Origin of the sequence: Streptomyces coeruleofuscus, assembly GCF_039532725.1 — a bacterium.
Classification (GTDB): domain Bacteria; phylum Actinomycetota; class Actinomycetes; order Streptomycetales; family Streptomycetaceae; genus Streptomyces; species Streptomyces coeruleofuscus.
In genome coordinates this window covers 448,387-472,506 of record NZ_BAAASE010000006.1, presented here as the reverse complement: position 1 = coordinate 472,506, position 24,120 = coordinate 448,387, and the positions used below count along the sequence as shown (strand labels likewise).

The following is a 24,120-nucleotide window of genomic DNA, read 5'->3' as shown; positions in this document are numbered from 1 at the left end:
CACACCCCCCACGGCCTACTACCCTGGTCCCGTGACTATTCGCCTGTACGACACCAGCGCCCGGCAGATCCGTGACTTCTCCCCGCTCAAGCCGGGTTGCGTCTCGATCTACCTGTGTGGCGCCACCGTGCAGGCGGCCCCGCACATCGGGCACATCCGGTCCGGTCTGAACTTCGACATCATGCGCCGCTGGTTCGAGTACCGCGGCTACGACGTCACGTTCATCCGCAACGTCACCGACATCGACGACAAGATCATCGTCAAGTCGGCCGACCAGGGCCGCCCCTGGTGGGCCATCGGCTACGAGAACGAGCGGGCGTTCAACGACGGCTACCACGCCCTCGGCTGCCTGCCGCCGACCTACGAGCCGCGTGCCACCGGCCACATCACCGAGATGGTCGAGATGATGCGCGGCCTCATCGAGCGCGGGCACGCCTACGAGGCCGACGGCAACGTCTACTTCGACGTGCGCTCCTTCCCGGAGTACCTGGGGTTGTCCAACCAGGAGCTGGACAACCTCCAGCAGCCGTCCGGCGCCGGTGAGACCGGCAAGCGCGACCCGCGGGACTTCGCCATGTGGAAGGCGGCGAAGCCGGGGGAGCCCAGCTGGGAGACGCCGTGGGGCCGCGGCCGCCCGGGCTGGCACCTGGAGTGCTCGGCCATGGCGCACAAGTACCTCGGCACCGCCTTCGACATCCACGGCGGCGGCCTCGACCTGGTCTTCCCGCACCACGAGAACGAGATCGCCCAGGCCAAGGCCTACGGCGACGACTTCGCGCGGTACTGGGTGCACAACGCCTGGGTCACCATGAGCGGCGAGAAGATGTCGAAGTCGCTCGGCAACAGCGTCCTGGTCAGCGAGATGGTCAAGGCCTGGCGGCCCATCGTGCTGCGCTACTACCTCGGCACCCCGCACTACCGCTCGATGATCGAGTACAGCGAGGAGGCGCTGCGCGAGGCCGAGTCGGCGTTCGCGCGGATCGAGGGCTTCGTGCAGCGCGTGGTGGAGAAGGCCGGCACGGTCGAGCCGGCCACAGAGGTGCCGCTGGCCTTCGCCGAGGCGATGGACGACGACCTGGGTGTGCCGCAGGCGCTCGCCGTCATCCACACCACCGTCCGGCAGGGCAACAGCGCGCTGGCCGCCGACGACAAGGAAGCCGCGGTGGCCCGGCTCGCCGAGGTCCGTGCCATGCTCGGCGTCCTCGGGCTCGACCCGCTCGACCCGCACTGGGCCGGGGAGAGCGACCGGGGCGCCGACCTGCACGGCGTGGTCGACAGCCTCGTACGACTCGTCCTGGACCAGCGCGAGGCCGCCCGGGCCCGCAAGGACTGGACCACCGCGGACGCCATCCGCGACCAGCTGAGCCAGTCCGGTCTGGTCATCGAGGACAGCCCGCAAGGGCCGCGCTGGAGCCTCGGACCGCGCTGACCCGGCCGCGATCCGGAAGATCGATTGTGCCGCCCGGGCCTCCGGGCGGCACACTTCATAGACGTACGTCACCGCACCCACAGACAGGTAGGTCATGGCAGCCAACAACCGCCGCATGTCCGGCAAGAAGGGCGCGCAGGTCGGCAGTGGCGGCCAGCGGCGCAAGGGCTTGGAGGGCAAGGGCCCCACTCCGCCCGCCGAGATGCGCAAGGGACACAAGAAGAACCGTGTCGCCGGCGCCAAGGCGCGGCAGACCGCGCGCCGTCCCGCGCCCCGGGGCCGCGGCGGCAAGTCCACGTCCGAGCTGGTCGTCGGCCGCAACCCGGTCTACGAGGCGCTGCGCGACGGCGTGCCCGCCTCCACGCTGTACGTCCAGCAGTTCATCGACAACGACGAGCGCGTCCGTGAGGCACTCCAGCTCGCCGCCGAGCGCGGCGGGATCAACCTCATGGAGGCCCCCCGCCCCGAGCTCGACCGGATGACGAACGGGCTGAACCACCAGGGGCTCGTGCTCCAGGTCCCGCCGTACGAGTACGCCCACCCGCAGGACCTCGCCGACGCCGCCCTCGGCGACGGCGAGGACCCGCTGATCGTCGCGCTCGACGGTGTCACCGACCCGCGCAACCTGGGCGCGGTCGTCCGCTCCGTCTCCGCCTTCCGCGGGCACGGCGTCGTCGTACCCGAGCGGCGGGCCGCCGGGATGACGGCGGGTGCCTGGAAGACGTCCGCCGGTGCGGCCGCCCGTACGCCCGTCGCCCGCGCCACCAACCTGACGCGCGCGCTGGAGGCGTACAAGAAGTCCGGCATCGTGGTCGTCGGCCTGGCCGCCGACGGCGAGGTCGAACTCGGTGAGCTGGAAGCCCTGGGCGGGCCCGTCGTCATCGTCGTCGGCAGTGAGGGCAAGGGGCTTTCCCGGCTGGTCGGGGAGACCTGCGACCACCGGGTGCGGATCCCGATGCCGGGCGGCGCCGAGTCGCTCAACGCCGGTGTGGCGGCGGGGATCGTGCTGTACGAGGCGGCTCGCCGGCGCAGCTGAACAGGCGTCCGCCCACCTCACCCGTACGGGTTAATTCCGGGAGCATCGGGGCGACAAGGGCAAGCTTGACGGGGTCCGGACAGATCCGGCGAGTCAAAGCAGTGTCCTATCCCGACGTCACTCGGTTAGATGAGTGTGGACACCAGAACACCCCGCACACCCACGGGGGACCGCTCGTCGGGACTCGACGACGCTCCCGCGCTGAGCATGGTGAAGGTGCCGAGCGACCCGGCGCAGGTCATCGTCAATCACGCGAGTTTCCGCGTGCAGTTGGGCGTCTCGACGCGTCACGTCCAGTCCCCACGGGTCGCACGGCACCTGACCGCCAGCGAGGACACCGCCCGCATCCCCGTCGTCACCGCCGGGGGCGCGGCGGACGGGGCCACCACCCGCCGCCGGCCCGTCGTCTGGAGCGGCAAGTCCGCGCCCGACGACACCGGCGCCCACCGGCTCCTCCAGGCCGTCCGGCACGAGAGCGTCCGCCACCCCGACGAGGCCGCCAAGGACACCGGGGCCACCCAGGTCATCTCCCGCGTGGGCACCGACCCGCAGGGGCCGGGCTACGGCGCCGGATACCAGGACGGCGGCTACGGCGGCACCGGCTACGAGGGTGACGGCTACCAGGACGACCTCACCCAGACGGTCGAGACCCCCGTCGTAGGCCGACAGCGCACCCACGAGCCCGCCGACGGCACCCGGCTGCTGCCGCCCATGCGCACGGTCGGCAGCGCCTACGACGAACCCGCCTACACGGAAGAGGATTTCGACGACCTCGCCGAGGCGGACGACACCGCACGGCGCGTCAAGCGCCACGGCGACGACCCGGCACGGCACGCCTACTTCCCGGGCCGCCGGATGAACCTCGGCGTCGTCCTGCTCCCGCTGCGCGTCTTCCTCGGCTTCATCTCCGTCTACGCCGGCATGGGCAAGCTGTGCGACCCCGTCTACTTCGACGGCGGCAAGCGCGGCTCCATGGTCAAGTGGCTCAACACCCTGCACCCCTGGGAAGTCGCCGAGCCGCTGCGCCAGTTCGCCTTCGAGCACCCGGTCGGCACCGGACTGGCCATCGCCTTCGCCCAGGTCATCGTCGGCGTCCTGACGGTCCTCGGCTGCTGGCAGCGCGTCGCCGCCTCCTTCGGCGCCCTGCTGTCGGCCGCGCTGCTGGTCACCGTCAGCTGGAAGAGCGTCCCCGCCTACGAGACCCCCGACATCATCTACCTCGCCGCCTGGTCCCCGCTGATCATCGCCGGCGCTCCCGTCTACTCCGTCGACGGTCGCCTGGCCGGCAGCGCCTGGCGCCGCCTCGGACCCCGCGCCGACATCTGGGACCTGCGCCGCTACGTGCTGCGCCGCGGCGTCCTCGTCACCGCCGTCACCGTCGGTCTCACGCTGCTGGTCGGCTCGCTGCTCGGCGGCGCCGTCCGCGACGCCGACCGGGTCGTCGTCCCCGGACCCGGCGAGGCCCCGCGCAACGAACTGCCCGGCTCCCCGCTCCCGGACGCCCCCGGCAAGCGGCAGGACAAGCGGACCCCGTCGGCCTCCACCTCTCCCACCCAGGGCGCCACGGCCGGCTCGGCCAGCCCCAGCGCGGGCACCACGACCAGGCCGGGCGCCACCCAGGACACCGGCACCGTCACCGGCGGCTCGCCCAGCCAGACCCAGGGCAGCGCGGGCCAGGCCCCGCCCCAGCGGTCCTCCCCGGCCGGCCAGGCCCCGAGCACCACCTCCGGCCCGACCTCCGGCGGCACGGCGACCGGCGGCTCCGGCTCGAGCGGTGGCTCGGGCGACGGCGGCTCCTCGTCCACGGGCCGACCGGGCCTGGTGGGCGGTCTGCTGGGCTAGTTCTCCGACCGGAGACGAGCACCGGATCGGTGCCCACCGGCCTTGCGCCGGTCGGATGTGACGACACGTCCGACCGGCGCGAGGAGTCGGGGCGTGCTCACGGCGCTGGGCGGCCGGCAGGTCGGGGTGCCGGGCCTCGGCGTAGCCGTAATTCGTTTGACCGGGCCACGGGGTGACGCTGCACTGTGGCGGGACACCACGCGTCGTGGTGCCGGTATCCCGAGGAGGCAGCGGCCGCGATGGAGATCCGTTCCACGACCGACAAGGATCTCGACGTCTTCGTCGACACCGTCCATGCCGCGTTCGGGCGCTTCCCGGAAACCCCGGTCGACGGCGGCGGGCTCTGGTGGTCGGCGCTCGAAACGGACCGCTGCCTGCTCGCCCTGACGGCGGACGGGCGGCCCGTCGGCACCGCGGCCGAGCACCCCTTCGAGCTCACCCTGCCCGGTGAGGCCATCCTCCCGGTCGCCGGGGTGACCGCCGTCGGCGTCCTGCCCTCCCACCGGCGCCAGGGCGTGCTCAGCACGATGATGCGGCACCAGCTCACCGCGTTGCGGGCCCGGGGAGATTTCCTCTCCGTGCTGCTGGCCTCCGAGGCGCCGATCTACGGCAGGTTCGGCTACGGACCGGCGACCTACACGCAGCGGCTGACAGTGCCGCGCCGCCAGGCCGCCCTCGCCGTTCCCCGGGCACGCACCGCGGCGGGCGCCCCAGCGGCCGGCCCGGACGACGGCTCGGTCGAGGTACTGCGGCGTGCCGAGTGCGGCGAGATCCTGGAAGAGGTCTACGACCGGTATCGCCGCGCCCAGCCCGGCGCGCTGTCCCGGCCGCACCGCTGGTGGGCCCTGCGCGCGGGGCAGCCCCCGATCTCGCCGGAGCCGCGCTACGTCGCCGTGCACCGGGACGCCGACGGCGACCCGGACGGGTACGCCAGCTACTCGATCGGCGAATCCAACACCCTGACGGTCGACGAGACCATCACCACCGACGACGCCGTCTTCACGGCCCTGGCCCGGTTCGTACTCGGACACGACCTGGTCACCCAGGTCGTGTTCAAGCACGTCCCGCCCGAGCACCCGCTGCGCTGGCAGCTTGCGGACTTCCGCGCCGGCCAGGTGAGCGACGACATGGACTGGCTCTGGGTACGGCTCCTCGACATCCCGCAGGCGCTGACCGCACGTGGCTGGTTCACGGACGGCGAGCTCGTCCTCGACGTCGACGACCCGTTCCTCGGCGAACACGGCCGCTACCTGCTGACCGTCCAGGAGGGCAAGGCCGACTGCATCCCGACGGACCGGGAGCCCGACCTGTCCCTGGACGTGCGCGACCTGGGCTCGGTCTACCTCGGCGGCACCGCCCCGAGCACGCTCGTGCGTGCCGGACACATCCGGGCCCACCATCAGGGCGCGGCCACCCTCGCCGACGCGCTCTTCCGTGCCGACCGTCCCCCGCACTGCCTGCACTGGTTCTGACCGCGCGCTCGCCGGCCCTGTACAACTCCCGTCAGGGGGGGGGGCTGAACGGCTCTCAGCGCCCCAACGCGGCCAGTTCCTTCGCGGCCTCCGTCAGATCCTTCGCCGTATCGATCGCACGCCAATACGACCCCTGGGGGATCGTGAAGCCGGCCAGCTTCCGCTCGCGGGCCAGCCGTGGAAACGTCGTGCGCTCGTGGTCCCCGCGGTCCGGCAGCAGCCCCGCGAACTCGGGGGAGAAGACATACACGCCCGCGTTGATCTCGAAGGTCGACGGCGGGGCCTCGATGAAGTCCGTGATACGGCCGAAGCCGTCCGTCTTCACCGCGCCCCACGGCAGGCGCGGCCGGGCCAGGGCCAGCGTCGCGAGGGCGTCCCGCTCGGTGTGGAAGTCCGCCATGTCACGCAGTGAGAACCGGGTCCAGATGTCGCCGTTCGTGGCGTACCAGGGCTGGTCCGGGCGAGGCAGATGTGCGGCGGCGTACTTGAGGCCGCCGCCGCGGCCGAGGGGCTCGGACTCCACGACCGTGGTGACGGAGACCGGCAGATCGGCCGTCTCCAGCCACTTCTGGAGCACCTCGGCGAGGTGGCCGCAGGAGACCACCACGTCCGTCACGCCCTCCTCGGCGAGCCAGGACAGCTGATGGCCGATGATCGGAGTCCCCGTCCCGGGGATCTCGACCATCGGCTTGGGCCGGTCGTCGGTGTACGGACGCAGCCGGGAGCCCTGGCCTCCGGCCAGAACGACGGCTTGAACGGGGCGGGACGCGGCGCTCGGATCGCTCATGAGACCGAACTGTACGTGGCGTCCCGCCCGGTACCGCGGCGGACGAAGATTCCCGCATCGATCGCTGCCGGCTTCCCACCCCTCTCGTTCGGCAGGGCCGTGTGCTCAGCCGTGCGCGGCCGCGACGCCCGTGGCGAAGGAGGTGTCGCAGACCGGGCGGGCGTAGGACTGGGCGCGCGTCGGGCCGTAGACCCGGACGGCGGCCTGGCCGAGGGCGCGGGCGATGGACGCGCAGTGCTTCGCCAGCTTCGGGCGGCCGTTGACGGCCTGCTGGAGGTGGGTGAGGGCGACGCCCGGGTTCTCCTCCTGGAGTTCGGTCAGCAGCCTGTCGCGCAGGATGTCCTGCGGGGCGCGCTTGGCGGCCCGCGGCGTGCCGGCGGACGCGCTGGTGTCCGCGGCGGTGAGCACCGGGTCGGAGGGGCTTCCCGACCAGTTGACTCGGGTGACCGCGAGGGTCCCGGAGAGGACCAGGACGACGGGCAGGACGAAAGCGAGGGTGCGGCCGATCCGGCGGGCGGGGCCCCGGCCGCGCCGCGTCTGTTGGTTAGTGGAGTGCTTCACGCGTGTGAGGGTAGCGCGGGGTAATGGTTTGTAGACATTTAGTCACCGGTTCGGGGGATGAGAGAGTGCACTTTTTTGGGTAAGGCGTTGACGCACACTGCTCGAAATGTCCGGTCTGCCGGGGTATTTGTCGACAACGAGAAGGGCCCCGCAGCGCGCTGCGGGGCCCTCTTCGTCAACGTGGGTGATTCACCCGGGGTTGTGCGTTTGCCGACGGGTCAGTCGGACAGGCGCTCGCCCGTGGAGGTGGAGAACACGTGCGTCTCGCCGGAGCGCGGGACGATGTGCAGCGTGCTGCCCTTCTCCGGGACGTCACGGCCGCTGACGCGGACGACGAGGTCCTTGGAGTCGTCGCCGACCTTCGCGGTGCCGTAGACGTAGGCGTCGGCGCCCAGCTCCTCGACGACGTTGACGGTGACCGCGAGGCCCAGCTCGGCGTCCGGGCCGGCCACGTCGAAGTGCTCGGGGCGGACGCCGACGGTGACGGTCTTGTCGGTGGTGGCGGCGAGCGCGTCACGCTGCACCGGCACGACCGACTTGCCGAACTTCACGCCGCCGTCGGTCACCGGGACCTCGACGAGGTTCATCGCGGGGGAGCCGATGAAGCCGGCCACGAAGAGGTTGGCGGGCTTGTCGTACATGTTGCGCGGGGTGTCGATCTGCTGGAGCAGACCGTCCTTGAGGACCGCCACGCGGTCGCCCATCGTCATGGCCTCGACCTGGTCGTGGGTGACGTAGACGGTGGTGATGCCCAGACGGCGCTGGAGCGAGGCGATCTGCGTACGCGTGGACACACGGAGCTTGGCGTCCAGGTTGGACAGCGGCTCGTCCATGAGGAACACCTGCGGCTCACGCACGATGGCGCGGCCCATGGCGACACGCTGGCGCTGACCACCGGAGAGGGCCTTCGGCTTGCGGTCCAGGTACTCGGTGAGGTCGAGGATCTTCGCGGCCTCCTCGACCTTCTGCCGGATCTCCGCCTTGTTGACGCCGGCGATCTTGAGCGCGAAGCCCATGTTGTCGGCGACGGTCATGTGCGGGTAGAGCGCGTAGTTCTGGAACACCATGGCGATGTCCCGGTCCTTCGGCGGCAGGTGGGTGACGTCGCGGTCGCCGATGCGGATGGCGCCGGCGTTGACGTCCTCGAGCCCCGCGAGCATCCGGAGCGAGGTGGACTTGCCGCAGCCGGACGGGCCGACGAGGACGAGGAACTCGCCGTCCTCGATGTCGATCTCCAGCGCGTCAACAGCGGGCTTGGTGGAACCCGGGTAGATCCGGGTCGCCTTGTCGAACGAGACAGTGGCCATGATGAGTGAACCCCTTCTACCGGCAGGAACGTGCCGGACGATCCGAGTAGGAAGGCGGTGCCACGACGGGTGTTCCGTTGTGGTGTAGTCCACGCGTGTGAACTGGCTCAGGACGGTACCTGGCGTTCACGTGGTCTGTCAGTACCTCCGAGCCTGTGAACTTCGCGGAAATTTTCGAAGACGCTTCACGGCTGCCCGTACCGGTCCGCCAGCGCCGCCACCGCCCGCGCCACGGCCTGCCGCAGCTCCGGCGGCCCGATGACCTCCGCCTCCGGACCCAGCCGGAGCAGATCCCCGACCGCCACGGCCTCCGCCTCCACGGGAAGTTCCACCTCCACCCAGCCGTCCGCGTCCGGCCCACCCGCGCTCTGAAGGGCGCGTGCACCCGCCGCCCCGAACTGCATCGGCAGCAGCCGCTGCCCCCGCGGTGAGAGACGCAACCGGGCGACACCCTGCTGCAGGGCGGCCTCCAGCCGCCGGGACGACTCCTCCCAGTAGGCGGCCAGGTCGAAGCCGGCCGGACGGTCGAAGAGCTCCCCGGTCTCCTCCACGGCCAGCAGACGGGACACCCGGTACGTCCGCACGGACTCCTCCGCCAAAGCGACCAGGTACCAGATGCCGCCCTTCAGGACGAGCCCCAGCGGCCGCACCTCCCGGCGCACCTCTCCCCGCCACCGCCGGTAGTGCACCCGCAGCACCCGCCGCTCCCACAGGGCTGCCGCCACCGGCTCCAGACACGGCACCGGATCGGCCTCCCGGAACCACGCCGGCGCGTCCAGATGGAACCGCTCCTGCACCCGCCGCGCCTGCCCGGCCAACTCCGCCGGCAGCGCGGCCTGCACCTTCAGCTGGGCACTGGCCAGCACCGCCCCCAGCCCCAGATCCCGCGCCGGACCGGGCATACCGGCGAGGAACAACGACCCGGCCTCGGCGTCGGTCAGACCGGTCAGCCGCGTCCGGTAACCGTCCACCAGCCGGTAGCCGCCCTCCGGCCCGCGATCGGCACACACCGGCACACCCGCCGCGCCCAGTGCCTCGACGTCCCGGTAGACCGTGCGCACCGACACCTCCAGCTCGGCGGCGAGCTCGGGTGCGGTCATCCGACCGCGGTTCTGGAGCAGCAGGAGCAGGGAGAGGAGCCGGTCGGCGCGCATGGGGGACATTCTCCGGCGTACGTTTCCTGTACCTGACAGGAGATGTCAGGTACAGGAAACAGAGTGGTCCCAGACGGCCCGCACGGCCATCGTCTGATCTTCGAGAGGACCACCCATGCCCGGCAGCACACACACCACCACCGGACACTTCACCTTCGCCGACTGGCAGGAGCGCGTGATCGGCCCGGGGGAGGACGCGAACCCCCGGCTCGCGCACGCCTCCGTCCGGAACACCTTCAGCGGCGGCATCGAGGCAGCCGGGACGCTCTGCGAGTACTCCATCGTCTACGTCACCGAGAAGACCGGCTCCTTCGCCGGCATGGAACTGATCACCGGCCGGCTCGACGGGCGGGAGGGGAGCTTCGCCGTGGAGGAGCGGGGGTGGTTCGGCGAGGACGGGGCGGTGCACTGCACGTTCGAGGTGGTGCCGGACTCCGGGAGCGGGGAGCTGGCCGGACTGCGGGGGAAGGGCGGGTTCACCGCGCACCACGGGGAGCCGACCGTGGCGTACCGCTTCGAGTACGAGCTGGAGTGAGACCGGGCGGCGGGGAACTTCGTGGCTCGGGGTAACGGGCTCTGTGTACAGTGGTGCCGCCCTCGCGTACGGCGTTGTAGTACGCGGTGCCTCCTTAGCTCAGCTGGCCAGAGCAACGCACTTGTAATGCGTAGGTCGTCGGTTCGAATCCGACAGGGGGCTCTCTGGAACCCCAGGTCAGAAGTCATCTGGCCTGGGGTTTTCGTGTACGGCGAGCAAGGCCACCGTGCGCAGTTCCGTCGCCCGCCGGGCCTCCCGACGGCCGAGTGGACGCACCGAAGCATCGGGTGTGGACTGGAGTTGTGGGTATCGGAGGTGGCAGGAATGGAAAGTCTGCCGTTTCGCCTCAAAGTTATTGAAACCGGTACCGAATGGTTCGTTGAATGCTCGTCGGAACTCGGTGAAGCGAGCATGAGGGTACCGGCGCCGTGTTCCAGGGAAAAACTGCAGTCCGCACTGCAGGGCGTGCAGAAATCCCTGATGAAGTCTTACAGCCTGAGCATTGTGCGTGGCGCCTCAGCGCCGGAGAAATCGGTTCGCGAGTTCGGAAAGCTCTTGACCGGGACCATCTTGCAGAACCAGATATTTGCGCAGTTCGACCGGTGCCGGATCCGGGCCAAGGAGCAGGGTAAGTCGCTGCGCGTATTGCTGCGCCCGGACGGTCCGCAGGTTTCGCGTATTCCGTGGGAGTACATGGTCGATCCGACCGATCCGGCTCGCGATGACTTTCTCGCTCTTCGCGTACCCGTCGTGCGGGACTTGCGGCTCATGGACCCGATCTCCCCGATGCCCCTGGCCCTGCCGCTTCGGGTGCTCGGTGTTTCGGCACTCCCGGAGGACCTTCCCCCGCTGGAAGCGCAGCAGGAGAGGGAGCGGATCGAACACGTCCTGCAACATGACAGTTCCAATAACGTGGACGTGCACTGGCTGCCCGGAGACCGTTGGAAGGATCTCACGAGGGCGCTCGGCAGCGGCACGTGGCACGTGCTCCACTGCGTCTGTCACGGCGGCTTCGACGAGGAGGGCGGCCAGGGATACATACAGCTCTCCGGCGACGACGGTTCGGCGATGCGCTTTCACGCGCGTGATTTCCGTTCGCTGATCGAGCGCAGTCCTCAGCTGCGGCTCGTCGTACTGAACGCCTGCGAGTCCGCGGTGGGCGGATCCGAGAATGTCTTCACGAGCACCGCCGCCTCCTTGGTCGAAGCCGGGGTACCGGCCGTGGTGGCCATGCAGTACGAGATCACCGACCGGGCCGCCTTCACCTTCGCCGCCGCCTTTTACGAGTGGCTCGCCGAAGGAGTTCCGGTCGACCGGGCGGTGACACTCGCCCGGGAAGAGGTGAAGGTCCGTCTGGGCACTCTGGAGTGGGCCACGCCGGTGCTGTTTCTCGCATCCGAGACGGCACAGATATTCGCCTCGCAGCTGACGCCTTCAGGGGCGAAGGACAGTTCAAGGGACCAGCCGTCGGCGCCGCCCGCTGAGACCCCGCAGGCACCAGCGACGTCCCGGCTGGTCGCCCAGGTCGGACCTTGCGCGCACATGGCACTCGGGCCCGCGAACCTACTGGCCGTCGCCTGTGATGACGGCGTCGTCCGGGTCTTCGACGCGGCGCGCGGGGAACTTGCCGCCCAGTGCATGCCCGTGCAGCGCGAGAAGCCGGTGCGACTTGCCTGGAGTCCCTGGCGACGGCACGTGGCGAGTCGGCACAAGGACGGCACCGTTGTCATCTGGGACCTGCAGACCGAGTTGCCCGTGCGCGTCATCTCCGTCGGAGACCGCGGTGCCGCCCTCGCCTTCAGCTCGGACGGCCATTGGCTCGCGCTGACCGTTGAGAACCACGTCCATGTCTACGACCCACGGGGCGCCCGAGTGCGGGACCTGACCGTCGCTTCACCGAAGGAGACCCAAACCTGGCCGTCAGGCCAGAAGGCCCCACTCGGGCCCCTCGCCTTCGCTCCCGGAGACCGATACGTGGTCGTGGCCTGCGGAGACGGCGTGGTACGGCAGTTGAACGTACGCGGACTGGCCGTCATGACGTGGCGCCACCCCCAGCCCGTCCAGGCCCTCGCTGTCACAGAAGATCTTCTCGCCACCGGGTGTATGGACGGCAGGGTGCGCTTGTGGTCCTGGCAGGGGCAACTCCTGTGGCGCACACAACCGGGTCTCACCGCGTACCAACTGGCGTTCGACAACGAGTGCACGGTTATGGCGGTCGCCCATCAACGCGGTGAGGTGGCCGTCCGCGACGTGCACACCGGCGCCCCCTCGCTCGTGACGAGGCTGGAGAGCCGACCAGCGGGGCTCGCGTTCCTCGAGGACGACAAGGGACTCGTGACCGCCTCCCGCGAGGGTTCGATCGAATGCTGGGAGCTGCCCGACTGGCTGACCGAAGAGGGAGGCGGACCATGACAGGCCCCGCTGTGGAGATCCTCTGGCCTTCGTCCTTGCCCTCCGATCCGGCGGAGGAGGGACAGGACCTGCTGCGTGACGCCGGAGTCGACACCCAATGCATGTTGGTGCCGACCCGCAGAGGAGCGGCCGAGGTGGTGCTGGTGCTCGTGATGACGGCGGTCCTGGATCCGTTTCTGCGCAGCCTGTTCCAGAAGGTCGCCGAAGATGCCCATAAGGGACTCAAGGCCTTCACGGACCGGTTGTTCGCGACCCGGCAAGGGACACCGGCACCGCAGGGTGTGGTCTTCGAGGTACCGGCGGGCGGCCGGGTCACCTTCACCCCGGACCTTCCGGTGGGGGCGTACGAACAGGCCGTCGGGCTGGACGTCCGCGATCAGCGCTGGTCCTGGGATTCACGCACCGCCATGTGGGTTCCCAGCTGAGACGGCGCATCCGAAAGGAGGACATCAGTCATGGCAGACAAGCATCGAGTGCCGCCGCCCGACGATGAGGACTGGGGGGATCGCACGAAGTGGCAGGATTCCTCCTTCTCACCGCACCAGGAACCGCCCTCACAGCCACAGACGTGGGACCAGACTCATGCGCCACAGGGGCCGGTTCCCGAGTCCTACATGACACCGGCCATCCTCGTCACGCTGCTGTGTTTCCTGCCGACAGGGATCGCCGCCATCGTCTTCGCCTCACAGGTCTCGGCGAAAGCCACGACGGGCGACTATCAGGGAGCCGCACAGGCGTCCCGGAGAGCCCGGATTCTCATCCTCGTGAGCGTTGGCGTCGGCGTCCTGTTCTGGTTGATCCTCATCATCGCCCTGAGCGCGTCCGACACATCCACCGAGTACATGCCCGCGCCGTGACCGCAGGGTACCGCCCTACGCGCGGACGGGCCGCCCTCGAAGCGTGGCTGGGTGCCCTTCTCCTGGCAGCGGTCGCCCTCGCCACGGCACTTGCGGACCCCGCCCAACCAGGTCCGTTCCCCGCATGCCCGTTCCGAGCCGTCACAGGACTCGACTGCCCAGGCTGTGGGAGCTTGCGTGCGCTGCACGAGCTCACGCACGGTCACGTGGTGGCGGCAGCGGACTACAACGCCTTGCTGCTCGCGTTTCTGCCGGTCGGTGTGGGGGTGTGGCTACGTGTCGTCACCAGCGCGTCCCGGCCACGCGTTCTCCCGGTGTGGTGGGGGAGGGCAGTGCTCGCCGTGATGCTCCTGTGGGCGGTGATCCGCAACCTTCCCGTCTTCGGTGGCGTACTGGCCTCCTGACCGGAACACCGCACGAACCGGCGATTCACTACGGCGACCGGGGAGCGGACCGATCTTGCGGACCCGACGCGCGATCTCCAACTGGGCGTCGTCGATGGGGCGGCCGTCCTCCACGTCCCACAGGGCGTTCTGGAGGAGGCGGCCGAGGGTCCAGGCGCGGGCGCGGGGGCGGTCCAGGGCGAGGATGTCCGTCATGGCGTCGAAGCGCCAGATGATGTCGTCGGGGTCGTAGCGGTTGTCGATGGCCGGCCACAGCTCGAAGCCGGGGTCGCCGGCGAGGGGCTTGGGGTCGATGGCGAGCCAGGGGGCCCGGCCGGAGGCGAGGACGTTCTCGTCGTGGAGGTCCCAGTGGAGGAGCCGGTCGCCCGGTTCGTCGACGACCTCGCGTACGGCGGCGGCGCAGTCGGCGACGAGGCGGCGGGCCTCGGGGTCGGGGATGCGGTCGAGTGCCCGTGGGGTCCGGTCCAGCATGGCCCGGGCGATGTCGCCGAGGCGGCGCATGCCGGGCGGGGCGGGGAAGGAGGTGAGGTGGGCGAGGAGTTCGGCGATGGTGACGACGGCCTGATGGGTGTCCGGGACGTGGGACAGCATGCGGGTCTCGTCGAGGCGTTCCAGCAGCATCGTGCCGGTGGGCTCGTCGTGGTCGAGGAGACGGACGGCTCCGTCACCGTCCCAGGCGCGCAGCGCGACCGGTTCGCCTTCGCTCTCCTCGTCGAGGATCTGGAGCTTGAGGACCGCCGGGCCGCCGTCGGCGCGGACGACCGGGAGGACCAGGGCGGACACGCCGTGCATGGGGGGTCCGTCGGGCTCGAGTTCCCAGCGGTCGAGGAAGCCGGCCGTCAGGTCCGGCAGTTCCTCGATGAAGGCGCGGCCCGCCTCGCCGTTGTACTTCTCCTGTGATGCTGCCAGTTCGCCGGGAATGTCGATCACTTTCGGCACCGTAGTGGGGCGGGCCGGGCGGGTCATGTGAATTAACCCGGGGCGGGCGGCCGGGGCCGGGCCGGGGCGGCGTCTCGGATTTCTCGCGGGCGCTGTGTCGTACCTGTGTGCGAGCATCTCGCCAACGACCACTGATCCAGGGGGGATTGCCATGTCGGACACGGACGCCTGCCCGAGAACGAGAACGAGACACAGATGGCGCGTGAGACGGGGGCGGGCCGGTGCGTCCGCCGTCGTCGTCTCGCTGTTCGCCTCACTGCTGAGCCTGACGGGGGCGGGCTCCGCCCTGGCCGCCGCCGAACCGGAGTGCGCGCCGCTCGCGCTCGCGCCGTTCGGGGATCCGGGCGACGCCGTCGGCAAGGCCACCGTCCCGGCCCAGAGCAGCGCCTGCTTCACGGTGACGGCCGGCTCGGCCGGTCTGCATCTGGTGACCCTGGACGACAGCCAGGACAACGCCTACGCGCAGATGCTCGACGCCGACGGCGCCGAGGTCGACTGCTTCGACGACGAGTACCGCGCCGAGGGCTGGTGCCAGGTGCCCGCGGCCGGTACGTACACCATCAAGGTCGTCAACAGCGGCTGGGTCGACGACGAGCGGACCGAGCTCACCGTCGTCCCGCTCGGCTCGGGCACCCGCGGCTGCGCCGAGCCGGTCGGCACCGGCTGGGACCGGCCTGCGGTGATCCGGAGCGCGGCGAGCCCGCTGGCCGTGGACTGCCAGGCCTTCGAGGGCCGGCCCGGTGAGCGGATCCGGCTGACGGTCGGCACCAAGGTGTACGGCGAGTCGGTCGCCTGGATCACCGACGCGACGGGCGCCCGTATCTGCGAGCACTTCCCGGAGGACGGCGAGGACAGCTGCGTCCTGCCCGGGGACGGCCCCTACCGGGTGCTGTCGAGCGTCTCCCGTGCGGAGAGCGGCTTCCCCGCCGAGTACGCGCTCCAGGTGCGCCGCCTGAACGACCCGCAGGGCTGCGCGACCGCGTCGGTCCTGCCCTACGGCCCGATCGAGCCGCGGGACTTCGGCACGGACGCCTGCTACACCTTCTCCGCCGCGAAGGCCGGGCCGTACACCGTGCACTACGTGGACGAGGACCGGTCGGCCGGGGCGGTCCGGGTGTACGACGCCGACGGCAGGACCGTGTGCGAGTCCGGCACCGACCCGTGCCGGATCCGCGAGGCGGGCACCTACACCGCGGTGCTCGGCACCAACGCCTTCGAGCCGTCCCGTGACCGGCTGGTGGTGTTCGACCGTGCCTCCGACGCCGGCTGCGTCGCGATCGGGACCGGCCTGTACAAGGGGAAACTGAGCACCGTCGGGCAGTACGACTGCCTGACCCCGCCCGTGCCGAAGGGCGGCCGGATCGCCGCGCTCACCTCGCAGACCTCGGCCGGGCTGACCCCCGAGGTGGAGGTCCTGGACCGCGACGGCACCCCGCAGTGCGACGGAGAAGCGCTCCAGGGCGGTGACTGCGCGCTCACCGGTGAGGCGCCGTTCCGCGCGCTGGTGCACACCGAGGACAGCGGCGACACGGCCACGGGCCCGTACGCGGTCGCCTTCCACCGCACCGACGTCGCCCAGGGCTGCCCCGTCCTGCCCGCGGGCAGCTTCGCCGCGGGCGGTGCGAAGGCCACGCTGACCACGGGCGACGGCGTCTTCTCGCACTGCCTGGGCATTCCGGCCGGCGCGCACTCGAACACCGAGCTGCTCCAGCTGACCGCGACCTCGGGGACCGCGCCGGCCGGGTTCTCGGTGCTGGACGCCGACGGCAAGCGGGTCTGCGAGCGCTACGCCACGACCGACGGCTGGTCGGTCTGCTCCCTGACCCCGGGCAAGGCCCACACGGTGCTGGTGACCGGCCGGGACGAGGCAGCCACGTACTCCCTGACCCGGCGTGACGTCACCGCGAGCGCCTCCGCCGCTGGTTGCGCGAAGACCGCCGCGGTGAAGGTCGGCGGGGCGTCCCTGAAGAGTGCGTCCGGAGCGCCGGGCACCATCACCTGCCACCAGGTGACCACGGGCGCGGCGACCGACGTCGTGCACGTCAATGTGCGGGACGCGCTCGGCACCGCCAACAGCGCGGTCGTCGCCGGGGACGGCCGCGTGGAGTGCTCCTTCCGCAACTCGCCCTGCGCGGTGAGTGGTTCGACCACCCACCAGGTCCTCGTGCAGACGCCGACCCGGCTGAAGGCGGCTCCCGAGTACCGCCTGGACGCCCTGCGCGTCGCGACCGCCGACGGGCCCGCCCCCGAGTGCGCCAAGGTGCCGTCCGTGGCGTTCGGGTACGGGCCGGTCACCGGCACGCTGGACGAGTCGCGCACCGCGATGTGCGCGGCGCTGCCCACCGCCGGGTTCGACCGGTTCGAGACCGACATCAAGGACACGACCGGCGCCGCCACGACGGCGGTGCCCGTGCTGTACAACACGTCCACCTGGACGAACGGCTGCACGCACTTCATTCCGGAGGGCTACGACTGCGACGTGCTGGGCTCGTCCTCCGCGAGTACGCCGTCGCTGTTCCTGCTCGGCCTGCCCGAGAAGGCGTCCAGCACCGCCTACAGCGCCAAGCTCACCTGCACCTCCACGCTGTGCGGCACGGAGAAGACGGACGTCACCGCCGTCAGCCCCGGCACCGGGGCCTCGGGCACCAAGGTGAAGCTCACCGTCACCGGTACCGCGCTCGGGCCGGACGTCAGGGTCCGGCTCAGCCAGGCCGGAAAGACGATCGACGCGCCGGCGGACTCCGTCTCCGCGGACAACCGCACGGTGACCGCGACCGCCGACCTGACGGGCGCGGCGACCGGCACCTGGAACATCAGCGTGTACACGCGCGGCTGGGAGTTCCAGCGCGGCACCTTCACCGTGACCCCCCAGCCCGCGCTGGAGAACACGGCGGCCCCGAAGGTGACCGGCACGCCCAAGGTGGGCGCCAAGGTCACCGCCTCACCGGGCACCTGGTCGGCGACCCCGTCCTCGTACACGTACCAGTGGAAGGCGGACGGCACGGCGATCGGCGGCGCGACCGCGTCGGCGTACACGATCCCCGCGGCGCAGGCCGGCAAGAAGCTCTCCGTGACCGTGACGGCGGTCAAGGCGGGCTGGCGCAGCGGGTCCGCGTCCTCGGCGGCGGTGACCGTGACCAAGGGCGACGCGCCCAAGGCGACCAAGCCGCCGGTGATCAGCGGGACGGCGAAGGTCGGCCGGACCCTGAAGGCGTCCGCCGGGACGTGGAGCCCGGCCGCGACCTCGTACGGGTACCAGTGGTACGCGAGCGGCAAGGCGATCAGCGGGGCGACCAAGTCCTCGCTGGTGCTGAAGGCGGCGCAGCAGGGCAAGAAGATCACCGTGAAGGTGATCGCCCACCGCACCGGGCACAAGGACGGCTCGGCGCTCAGCGCGGCGACGAAGGCGGTCGCCCGCTGATCCGTCCCGGCGGACCCCTCCGAAGAGGAGGTGTCACGGCTCCAGGACGACCTTTCCGATCGTCCCCCGGCTCTCCAGCGCCCGGTGCGCGGCCGCGGCGTCGCGCAGCGGGAAGCGCTGTACGGCCGGGGTGAGCCGGCCGGCGGCGGCCTCGGTCAGGGCGCGCACTTCGAGGGTGCGCACCGGGTCGGGGCCGCCGGCCTTCCCGAGCATGACGGGGCCGAGGACCTGCTCGGAGACGCCGTCGACGAGGTAGGGCTCGCCGCCCTGGATGCCCTCGGCGGACCAGCCGAAGACGACGTGCTTGCCGCCGGGGCCGAGCAGGTCGACGGCCTCGCGGGCCACGTCGCCGCCTACGCCGTCGAAGACCACGGTCGCGGCCCGGCCGCCGAGGTGGGCGCGGACCTTCGCGGGCCAGGCCGGGTCCTTGTAGTCGACGGCGAGGTCGGCGCCGCCCGCCTGTACCCGGGCGACCTTCTGCGGCCCGCCCGCGAGGCCGATGACGGTGGCGCCGGCGTTCTTGGCGTACTGCACGAGGAGCGTGCCGATGCCGCCGGCCGCGGCCGGGACGACGGCCACCGAGCCGGGGCCCAGATCGGCGAACTGGAGGATCCCCATCGCCGTACGGCCCGTGCCGATCATGGCGACGGCCTCGGCGAAGTCCAGGTTCTGCGGTATCTCGTGCAGCCGTTCGACATCGGTGACGGCCAGTTCGGCATAGCCGCCGGGGACGAAGCCGAGGTGGGCGACGACCCGCTTGCCGAGCCACAGGTCCGCCACGCCCTCGCCCAGGGACTCGACGACGCCGGCGACCTCGCGGCCGGGGACGGTGGGCAGGGGAGTCGGCTCGGGCGCCGGTCCCTGTGCGCCCTCGCGCAGGGCGGTGTCCAGGAGGTGGACGCCCGCCGCCCGTACGGCGACACGGACCTGGCCGGGGCCCGGCCGGGGGTCCTCGACCTGCTCGTAGGTGAGGTTCTCGGCCGGGCCGAAGGCGTGCAGGCGGATGGCGTGCATGGCGGCTCCTCATGTCGTGGTGGTCTGGGCCCAGCCTCCAACCTCAAGCTTGCTTGAGGTCAAGCTCCCGCCGGCCGAGCGCCAACGACACCGCCGTCAGGGCGCTGTTGAAGGAGACCTCCGACAGCACGCCCGGGGCCGCGACCTGGTCGCCGGCGAGGTAGACACCGTCGCCCCGGTCCACCGCGGGCCGGTCGCGCCAGCTGGTGCCGGGCAGGTCGACCGCGCCCGTACGGCCGTTCGCGACGGCCTGGCGCCTCCAGGTGACGCGCTCGCGCCAGCCCGGGAAGCCCAGGTCGAGGAGCTGCTCGGCGCGGGCGGTGCCGTCGGCCTTGGACTCGTGCGGGGCGATGGGGATCTGACCCTGGATGAGCTGCTCGCCGGCCGGGGCGAGGCCGCGGTCCTGGGCGGTGAACCGTTCGAGCCAGCCCGGCGCGTCGAGGTCGGACACCGCGAACGCGTCCCCGCGCCGCGTCCGTACGGCGAGGTCGACGAGGACGGTACGGCCGCTCGGCCAGGTCAGGGAGTCGTCACCGAGCAGGCGCCGGGCGGCGTCGAGGGAGGTGGCGACGACGACCGGCGTGTCGGTGGGGAGCGTGTCGACCCGGGACAGCGTCTCCATCCGGACGCCCAGGTTCCAGGCGCGGGCGGCCATCCGGTCGATGAGGCTGGACCAGCCGCCGCGCGGGTAGTGCGCCTCGGGCGGCAGCTTGGTGGCGCGGCGCAGGCGCTCCTGCACGAACGCGGCCGACAGGGAGCCGGGGTCGTGGTGGAAGAGGGCGACGGCCGAGTAGTGGGCGGCGGCCCGGGCACCCTCCTCGCCCGCGACGCCGGTCGCCCAGGTCAGGAAGTCGACGTCCACGGGCGCCTGTTCGGCGGTCCGGCGCAGCAGCTTCAGCATCGGGAAGGGCGGGGTGCGGCGGAGCACGCCGTGGTGCCGCAGCCGTAGCCGGGCGGCCTCCAGGGGCGGGATCGGGGCGAGCGGACCGATGAGGTCGCGCTGCTTGAGCCAGGCCCAGTGCGGGCCGCCGTTGTAGAGGGCGTGCGGGCCCTCGTTCGTGCGGTAGGGGCCCTCGGCGGTGCGGGCCCGGCCGCCGAGCGTGTGGTGGGCTTCGTGGACGGTGACCTTGGCGCCCGCCTCGGCAGCGGTGATGGCGGCGGTCAGTCCGGCGAAGCCGCCGCCGATGACGGTGATGCGGTGCATGGCTGAGGGTCTCCCTGCGCTCGACGACACTCTTCTGGGAGTACGACCGGCCGAGGGCCCCGGAATGTGACATCGCCCGTTGCCTCGCAGGTCAGGGGCTGTTGTCAGTGGTGTGGTGCAGCATGGGCGCATGGCGAGGAGCGCGGCGGGCGGTAGGGGTGCGGGCGGTACGCGGGTGAAGGCCGCGCGGAGACCGGAGATCCGGCTGCCGGCGCTGGAGCCGTTCCCGGGCGGCGGGCTGGAGCCGGACGGGGACTACGACGGGCTGGAGTTCCGGGAGGTGGATCTCGCGGGGCAGGACGGGTCGGGCTCCCGCTTCCTGGACTGCGCCCTGACGGAGTGCGCGCTGGACGAGGTCGGGCTGCGGCACGCCTCCGTCCTGGACTCGACACTCACGAGTGTCCGGGGTGTCGGCACCAACCTCGCCGAGGCGACGCTGCGCGACGTCGAGCTGATCGACGCCCGCCTCGGCGGCACGCAGATGCACGCGGCGGTGCTGGAGCGGGTGCTGATCCGCGGCGGCAAGATCGACTATCTGAACCTGCGCATGGCCCGGCTCAGAGACGTCGTCTTCGAGGGCTGCGTCCTCGTCGAGCCGGACTTCGGCGGCGCCCGCCTGGAGCGCGTGGAGTTCGTGGACTGCGCGCTGACGGGCGCCGACCTCCACGCGGCGACCCTCAAGGACGTCGACCTGCGCGGAGCCGTGTCACTGGAGATCAGCCGGGGGCTGGACCGGCTGGCCGGAGCGGTGATCAGTACGACCCAGCTCCTGGACCTGGCACCGGTGCTGGCGGCGCAGTGGGGGATCAGGGTGGAGGACTGATCACCCGCTCACCTCCCGTACCAGCCCCAGGTTCCCGCCCGTTCCGGGCATTCGTAGGACTGGTGCAGCGCGATCAGGGCGTTGATCAGGCGCGGGTCCACCTCGTGGCTCAGCAGCTGGTAGTCCTCGGCCATCGCGCCGAAGACGAGATGGGCGCGGCGCGATGTGTCGCGCCAGATGACGCTGCTCGGCGGTCCGAAGCCGTCGCCGTCCCCCGCCAGAAGAGCCCAGATCAACAACAGCAGGTACACCGGGAAACCCACCGGCCACCACAACGCCCACCACACCAGCCGGCCCCGGTACCCCTGGAGGGCGGGGCCGGCCACCGGCTCGACGGTCCAGCGCTCGCGGCCCCAGCGGAAGGCGCGGCGGCGCCGCAGCATGATCCGCCCGAGCGGCGCGCCGTGGGGATCCAGCACGTGGTACACCGCCGGACGCCCGCTCAGCCGGGAACCCAGGGCCTGCTCCGTGACCACGCGGGCGACCGGTGTCCCGTCCTCGGCGCGCAGATGGAAGGCCCGCAGCGAGCGGAGCCGGTCGGGAGCGGGACTGCCGGGGTCACGGCACAGCCGGACGGAGGTGCCCTGCCCCGGTCCGTCGCCGCTGACGACGGCCGGTGGGTGCACCCGGTAGTCCAGCCCGTAGGTCACACGCCCCTGCGTCATGCTCCCGCTCTCCCCGTGTCAGGTACTGATCACGGACAAGGGTGTCACCGCGGTCGTCGGCGCCCGTCAGGGGATCCTGGGGAAACGCGCCTGGAGCGTCCAGATCGCCGGGTTCTCGGCGAGGTCGTCGTGCAGGTCGGTGAGATCGGCGATCAGGTCGTGCAGGAAGTCCCGGGCCTCGCGGCGCAGTTCGGTGTGGGAGACGGTGAGCGGGGGCTCCTCCGCGGGCATCCAGTCCGCCTCGATGTCCACCCATCCGAAGCGGCGCTCGAACAGCATCCGGTCGGTCGACTCGGTGAAGTCGAGCTCCGCCCGCTGCGGCCGGGACGCACGGGAGCCCGCCGGGTCCCGGTCGATCCGCTCCACGATGTCGCACAGCGCCCACGCGAAGTCGAGAACCGGCACCCATCCCCAGGCTGTGGACACCTCGTGGTCGGTCTTGGTGTCCGCCAGGTAGACGTCGCCGCAGAACAGGTCGTGCCGCAGGGCGCGGACGTCCGCACGGCGGTAGTCGGTCTGCGGCGGGTCGGGGAAGCGGTTGGAGAGGGCGTAGCCGATGTCGAGCACGGATGTGATGGTGTCACGCGTCCTCAGGGCCTGCCTGAGAAACCCCCGCCTGCTCGGCGGCGTCTGGCACGCACTCCCCCAACGTCTCGGCTGCGCTCGAACAGGGGGGACCCCCATGCCGCGTTGCCGAACCGCCCACGTGGCTCCTCCCCCACGCTCGAACAACCTCGCGCGGGGGACCCCCATCGAGGGCGCTCCGGCGCCTTGCGATCGCACGCACCAGACGCCGCCGAGCCCGCCCTCCGGGCGGACGACGGGGGTTTGTCAGGCAGGCCCTAGGATCGCCATCGTGGCCCGATCTGTACGTCTTGTCCCCGCACTGACCGCCGTCCCCCTCGCCCTCGCCCTCACCGCGTGCGGCGGAGTCCACGGCACCCCGGGCGGCTCCGGCGTACGCGACCCCTACTTCCCGAAGGCCGGCAACGGCGGCTACGACGTCACCCACTACGGCCTGCGCCTCGACTACGACCGGGACGCGCACCACCTCACCGGCACGGCCACCGTCACCGCCCGGGCCACCAAGGCCCTCTCCGCCTTCAACCTCGACCTGCTCGGCCTGGAGGTCGGAAAGGTCACCGTCGGCGGCGAGACCGCCCGCTGGAACCGTGCCGGGCAGGAGCTCACCGTCCGGCCGGGCGAGGACATCGACCGGGACGAGACGTTCCGGGTGACGGTCCGCTACTCGGGGGCGCCCGAGACCGTCACCGACCCGGACGGCTCGCAGGAGGGCTGGCTGCGCACCTCGGACGGGGCGCTCGCGCTCGGCGAGCCGACGGGGTCGATGGCGTGGTTCCCGGGCAACCACCACCCCTCCGACAAGGCGTCGTACGACCTGACGGTGACCGTGCCGCAGGGGCTGCGGGCCGTCTCCAACGGGGAGTTGCGGAGCGAGAGGACAGAGCGGGGCCGTACGACGTTCGTGTGGCGCACCGCCGAGCCGATGGCGAGCTACCTCGCCACACTCGCGATCGGCGACTTCGGGATCAGCCGGTCCACCGCCCGGGACGGTCTGCCCGTGTACACGGCCGTCGACCCGGTGGAGAAGGAGGGGAGCCGCGCGGTGCTCGCGCGCATCCCCGAGGTCCTGCGCTGGGCGGAGCGGCGATTCGGCCCGTACCCCTTCTCCTCCACCGGCGCGATCGTCGACCGCGCGGCCGACATCGGCTACGCCCTGGAGACCCAGAGCCGCCCCGTCTTCCCCGGCGCCCCCGACATCACCTTCCTCGTCCACGAGCTCGCCCACCAGTGGTACGGCGACTCCGTCACACCCGAGAGCTGGCGGGACATGTGGCTCAACGAGGGCTTCGCGACGTACGCGGAGTGGCTGTGGGAGGAGGATCACGGCGGCGAGACGGCGCAGCAGACCTTCGACGCGCTGTACGACCACGGGGAGAAGACCTACCAGGACCTCTGGTCCTTCCCGCCCGCGAAACCCGTGGACGCCGCGCACATCTCCGGAGCCCCGGTCTACCAGCGCGGCGCCATGGTCCTCCACAAGATCCGCCGGACCGTCGGTGACGAGGCGTTCGGCGACATCCTCCGGGGATGGGCGGCGGACCGTCGCCACGGCAACGCCGACACGGCCGACTTCACGGCGTACGTCGAGGAGCAGGCGCCCGGGGAGGACTTCGACGGCATCTGGGAGGACTGGCTGTACGGGGAGGGGAAGCCGGAGCGGGCCTGAGCACGCC

General features: G+C 71.5%; 20 protein-coding genes, 1 tRNA gene and 1 pseudogene. 13 read left to right on the top strand and 9 right to left on the bottom strand.

The features are described 5' to 3' along the window. The first annotated feature begins 31 nt into the window (after positions 1 to 31). The 4 genes from cysS to ABFX81_RS25630 all read left to right on the top strand — a co-directional run bounded on the left by cysS (position 32) and on the right by ABFX81_RS25630 (position 5,779). A complete protein-coding gene (gene cysS, locus ABFX81_RS25645; protein ID WP_086845429.1) occupies positions 32 to 1,429 on the top strand; it encodes a cysteine--tRNA ligase in 1,398 nt (465 codons plus the stop codon). A gap of 94 nt (positions 1,430 to 1,523) precedes the next feature. After that, positions 1,524 to 2,465 (top strand): 23S rRNA (guanosine(2251)-2'-O)-methyltransferase RlmB, encoded by a 942-nt coding sequence (gene rlmB / locus ABFX81_RS25640; RefSeq protein WP_086845427.1) that lies wholly within the window; start codon positions 1,524 to 1,526, stop codon positions 2,463 to 2,465. Between the two features lie 129 nt (positions 2,466 to 2,594). Continuing rightward, the gene (locus ABFX81_RS25635; RefSeq protein ID WP_086845425.1) at positions 2,595 to 4,307 is read left to right on the top strand and encodes a DoxX family membrane protein; all 1,713 of its coding nucleotides are present in this window, start codon (positions 2,595 to 2,597) and stop codon (positions 4,305 to 4,307) included. A gap of 239 nt (positions 4,308 to 4,546) precedes the next feature. After that, on the top strand, positions 4,547 to 5,779 hold the full coding sequence (locus tag ABFX81_RS25630) for a GNAT family N-acetyltransferase (RefSeq protein WP_086845423.1): 1,233 nt from the start codon (positions 4,547 to 4,549) through the stop codon (positions 5,777 to 5,779). A 55-nt stretch (positions 5,780 to 5,834) separates the two neighbouring features. Here the strand turns inward: ABFX81_RS25630 and ABFX81_RS25625 are convergent, their stop codons facing one another. The 4 genes from ABFX81_RS25625 to ABFX81_RS25610 all read right to left on the bottom strand — a co-directional run bounded on the left by ABFX81_RS25625 (position 5,835) and on the right by ABFX81_RS25610 (position 9,588). Next, positions 5,835 to 6,566, bottom strand: coding sequence for a sugar phosphate nucleotidyltransferase (locus ABFX81_RS25625; RefSeq protein WP_086845421.1), 732 nt, complete (start codon positions 6,564 to 6,566; stop codon positions 5,835 to 5,837). Positions 6,567 to 6,671: 105 nt separating this feature from the next. Beyond that, positions 6,672 to 7,127: a hypothetical protein gene (locus tag ABFX81_RS25620; RefSeq protein ID WP_086845420.1), complete on the bottom strand. Its 456-nt coding sequence runs from the start codon at positions 7,125 to 7,127 to the stop codon at positions 6,672 to 6,674. Between the two features lie 218 nt (positions 7,128 to 7,345). After that, positions 7,346 to 8,434, bottom strand: a complete 1,089-nt coding sequence (locus tag ABFX81_RS25615) for an ABC transporter ATP-binding protein (protein ID WP_086845418.1) — start codon at positions 8,432 to 8,434, stop codon at positions 7,346 to 7,348. Between the two features lie 185 nt (positions 8,435 to 8,619). Then, a complete protein-coding gene (locus ABFX81_RS25610) occupies positions 8,620 to 9,588 on the bottom strand; it encodes a helix-turn-helix transcriptional regulator (protein ID WP_346138710.1) in 969 nt (322 codons plus the stop codon). A gap of 115 nt (positions 9,589 to 9,703) precedes the next feature. Here ABFX81_RS25610 and ABFX81_RS25605 point away from each other — a divergent pair, with 115 nt between their 5' ends. From ABFX81_RS25605 to ABFX81_RS25580, 6 genes are all read left to right on the top strand, one after another. Then, entirely contained in the window at positions 9,704 to 10,123 is a 420-nt protein-coding gene (locus ABFX81_RS25605) for a DUF3224 domain-containing protein (RefSeq protein WP_086845414.1), read from the top strand. Positions 10,124 to 10,211: 88 nt separating this feature from the next. Further along, positions 10,212 to 10,285, top strand: a tRNA-Thr gene (locus tag ABFX81_RS25600). 162 nt (positions 10,286 to 10,447) lie between these two features. Beyond that, positions 10,448 to 12,535, top strand: coding sequence for a CHAT domain-containing protein (locus ABFX81_RS25595; protein ID WP_346138709.1), 2,088 nt, complete (start codon positions 10,448 to 10,450; stop codon positions 12,533 to 12,535). Next, on the top strand, positions 12,532 to 12,960 hold the full coding sequence (locus ABFX81_RS25590; RefSeq protein WP_346138708.1) for a hypothetical protein: 429 nt from the start codon (positions 12,532 to 12,534) through the stop codon (positions 12,958 to 12,960). Before ABFX81_RS25595 ends, ABFX81_RS25590 begins: the two co-directional genes overlap by 4 nt. A gap of 30 nt (positions 12,961 to 12,990) precedes the next feature. Beyond that, the gene (locus ABFX81_RS25585) at positions 12,991 to 13,392 is read left to right on the top strand and encodes a CD225/dispanin family protein (RefSeq protein ID WP_086845407.1); all 402 of its coding nucleotides are present in this window, start codon (positions 12,991 to 12,993) and stop codon (positions 13,390 to 13,392) included. Continuing rightward, complete coding sequence (locus tag ABFX81_RS25580) at positions 13,389 to 13,796, top strand: DUF2752 domain-containing protein (protein ID WP_346138707.1); 408 nt, start codon at positions 13,389 to 13,391, stop codon at positions 13,794 to 13,796. Before ABFX81_RS25585 ends, ABFX81_RS25580 begins: the two co-directional genes overlap by 4 nt. Before the next feature lie 57 nt (positions 13,797 to 13,853). Here ABFX81_RS25580 and ABFX81_RS25575 read toward each other — a convergent pair. Further along, positions 13,854 to 14,762 (bottom strand): annotated as a pseudogene (locus tag ABFX81_RS25575) (aminoglycoside phosphotransferase family protein); the annotation flags it as partial. A gap of 124 nt (positions 14,763 to 14,886) precedes the next feature. Here ABFX81_RS25575 and ABFX81_RS25570 point away from each other — a divergent pair. Continuing rightward, on the top strand, positions 14,887 to 18,156 hold the full coding sequence (locus ABFX81_RS25570) for a Tat pathway signal protein (protein WP_428837213.1): 3,270 nt from the start codon (positions 14,887 to 14,889) through the stop codon (positions 18,154 to 18,156). Positions 18,157 to 18,189: 33 nt separating this feature from the next. On the opposite strand, the gene ABFX81_RS25565 is transcribed toward ABFX81_RS25570, so the two are convergent. Both ABFX81_RS25565 and ABFX81_RS25560 read right to left on the bottom strand, forming a co-directional pair. Continuing rightward, positions 18,190 to 19,170: a zinc-binding dehydrogenase gene (locus tag ABFX81_RS25565; protein ID WP_086840667.1), complete on the bottom strand. Its 981-nt coding sequence runs from the start codon at positions 19,168 to 19,170 to the stop codon at positions 18,190 to 18,192. Positions 19,171 to 19,213: 43 nt separating this feature from the next. Further along, complete coding sequence (locus ABFX81_RS25560) at positions 19,214 to 20,374, bottom strand: FAD-dependent oxidoreductase (protein WP_086840669.1); 1,161 nt, start codon at positions 20,372 to 20,374, stop codon at positions 19,214 to 19,216. A gap of 130 nt (positions 20,375 to 20,504) precedes the next feature. Here ABFX81_RS25560 and ABFX81_RS25555 point away from each other — a divergent pair, with 130 nt between their 5' ends. Next, positions 20,505 to 21,197 (top strand): pentapeptide repeat-containing protein, encoded by a 693-nt coding sequence (locus ABFX81_RS25555; protein ID WP_346138705.1) that lies wholly within the window; start codon positions 20,505 to 20,507, stop codon positions 21,195 to 21,197. 8 nt (positions 21,198 to 21,205) lie between these two features. Here ABFX81_RS25555 and ABFX81_RS25550 read toward each other — a convergent pair whose 3' ends face one another. Together ABFX81_RS25550 and ABFX81_RS25545 are read right to left on the bottom strand one after the other, a co-directional pair. Beyond that, positions 21,206 to 21,862 carry a hypothetical protein gene (locus ABFX81_RS25550; protein WP_086840673.1) on the bottom strand — a complete coding sequence of 219 codons (657 nt, stop codon included), beginning with the start codon at positions 21,860 to 21,862 and terminating at the stop codon, positions 21,206 to 21,208. 66 nt (positions 21,863 to 21,928) lie between these two features. Then, positions 21,929 to 22,429 carry a hypothetical protein gene (locus ABFX81_RS25545; RefSeq protein WP_086840675.1) on the bottom strand — a complete coding sequence of 167 codons (501 nt, stop codon included), beginning with the start codon at positions 22,427 to 22,429 and terminating at the stop codon, positions 21,929 to 21,931. Positions 22,430 to 22,718: 289 nt separating this feature from the next. Between ABFX81_RS25545 and ABFX81_RS25540 the strand changes: the two genes are divergently transcribed. After that, a complete protein-coding gene (locus tag ABFX81_RS25540) occupies positions 22,719 to 24,113 on the top strand; it encodes a M1 family aminopeptidase (RefSeq protein WP_086840677.1) in 1,395 nt (464 codons plus the stop codon). Positions 24,114 to 24,120: the final 7 nt, after the last annotated feature.

Coding starts and splice junctions, on each gene's coding strand:
- ABFX81_RS25590 (WP_346138708.1), top strand. CDS start 12,532: ATGACAGGCCCCGCTGTGGAGATCCTCTGGCCTTCGTCCTTGCCCTCC.
- ABFX81_RS25615 (WP_086845418.1), bottom strand. CDS start 8,434: ATGGCCACTGTCTCGTTCGACAAGGCGACCCGGATCTACCCGGGTTCC.
- ABFX81_RS25630 (WP_086845423.1), top strand. CDS start 4,547: ATGGAGATCCGTTCCACGACCGACAAGGATCTCGACGTCTTCGTCGAC.
- ABFX81_RS25625 (WP_086845421.1), bottom strand. CDS start 6,566: ATGAGCGATCCGAGCGCCGCGTCCCGCCCCGTTCAAGCCGTCGTTCTG.
- ABFX81_RS25555 (WP_346138705.1), top strand. CDS start 20,505: ATGGCGAGGAGCGCGGCGGGCGGTAGGGGTGCGGGCGGTACGCGGGTG.
- ABFX81_RS25610 (WP_346138710.1), bottom strand. CDS start 9,588: ATGCGCGCCGACCGGCTCCTCTCCCTGCTCCTGCTGCTCCAGAACCGC.
- ABFX81_RS25585 (WP_086845407.1), top strand. CDS start 12,991: ATGGCAGACAAGCATCGAGTGCCGCCGCCCGACGATGAGGACTGGGGG.
- ABFX81_RS25570 (WP_428837213.1), top strand. CDS start 14,887: ATGTCGGACACGGACGCCTGCCCGAGAACGAGAACGAGACACAGATGG.
- ABFX81_RS25605 (WP_086845414.1), top strand. CDS start 9,704: ATGCCCGGCAGCACACACACCACCACCGGACACTTCACCTTCGCCGAC.
- rlmB (WP_086845427.1), top strand. CDS start 1,524: ATGGCAGCCAACAACCGCCGCATGTCCGGCAAGAAGGGCGCGCAGGTC.
- ABFX81_RS25560 (WP_086840669.1), bottom strand. CDS start 20,374: ATGCACCGCATCACCGTCATCGGCGGCGGCTTCGCCGGACTGACCGCC.
- ABFX81_RS25565 (WP_086840667.1), bottom strand. CDS start 19,170: ATGCACGCCATCCGCCTGCACGCCTTCGGCCCGGCCGAGAACCTCACC.
- ABFX81_RS25595 (WP_346138709.1), top strand. CDS start 10,448: ATGGAAAGTCTGCCGTTTCGCCTCAAAGTTATTGAAACCGGTACCGAA.
- ABFX81_RS25635 (WP_086845425.1), top strand. CDS start 2,595: ATGAGTGTGGACACCAGAACACCCCGCACACCCACGGGGGACCGCTCG.
- ABFX81_RS25550 (WP_086840673.1), bottom strand. CDS start 21,862: ATGACGCAGGGGCGTGTGACCTACGGGCTGGACTACCGGGTGCACCCA.